The 1,029-nt window shown below is 29.6% G+C and carries 1 protein-coding gene; it reads right to left on the bottom strand.

Features of this window, described 5'->3' with window-relative positions:
- Positions 1–774: 774 nt before the first annotated feature.
- Positions 775–1,029 (bottom strand): YbaN family protein (locus ACFILW_RS10015; protein ID WP_375685764.1); only part of this gene is annotated, 255 nt, incomplete at its 5' end.

Here is a 1,029-nt window from a genome sequence, read left to right as displayed (position 1 = left end):
TGGTGCTCAAATGAATTTTATACACTTTACAGGAGATTTTACTTTATCCATGTATGGTCTGCCATCATGAAATGCGTAAAGCGTTGAGAAATGTTCATTAAAATAAATGTGTAAATAACATGATTTGGGAGACCTTTTGTTTTACGTGAGGGGCATGACTTCATTAAAAAACAGAGAATGCAATAATATTTTTATTTCGAATAAGCTTTATACAAAGACAGAGAAATTATTTATTCGCATATTATAATAAGAATGCGTGTATATATAAAACCATTTGAAAAACTCTGTTGTTTCTTATGAATTATTCTTAAGTTAATAACAGATGTAACATTAAAGATTGATATAATAGACCGGCTTCTTAACTGTATAAGTATAAAAATGATGGTGTTTAGTAAGCTTTGTATTATATCCTCATTAAGAGATATGAAAACAAACGAAATGTCTTTTAGAAAGAAATGACTATCATATCAATGACTTTTTAATGATGTATATGTAGAGATTCATACAAACATGCTTTACAAAAATAATGACTCTCTTCCATGAATGTGATTTATCATTGTTTACCAAGTGAGAACATTTTGAGTATTCGTAAACAATCTTCTTTGTTCATAAAAATTATTTCACAAACATATTATTAATTAATTGCGCTCAAAAAGCTTGCTATTTCATATGTATTTTGGATATGGAGAGCTTATATTCAAAACTTAAAAGTTCTCATAGTTTTTACAAATAAGTTGAAGCTAAAAAGAGTATCCCATAAAGCCGTTTTTATCATTAGGAAGATGGACGTGTTACAATATAAATGGCACTCAGCAATAATATAACCGCAACAAGTAAGGAAATCCATAAAGGAGGGTGTAGCATTACGAAAAAGGATAAAAATCCTCCTGTCATACTCATCATTGCAAAAACTTTAACGAATGGAGAGATTGCTTTTTTTTCTTCCCATCGCTTAATAGGGGGACCAAAAATACGATGATTATTCAACCATTGATGAAAACGTGGAGAAGAACGCGTAAAACACCATGA

The sequence above is a fragment of the Bartonella sp. TT110JLCBS genome, assembly GCF_042193405.1.
Taxonomy (GTDB): Bacteria; Pseudomonadota; Alphaproteobacteria; order Rhizobiales; family Rhizobiaceae; genus Bartonella.
This window is presented reverse-complemented; position numbering and strand designations above follow the sequence as displayed.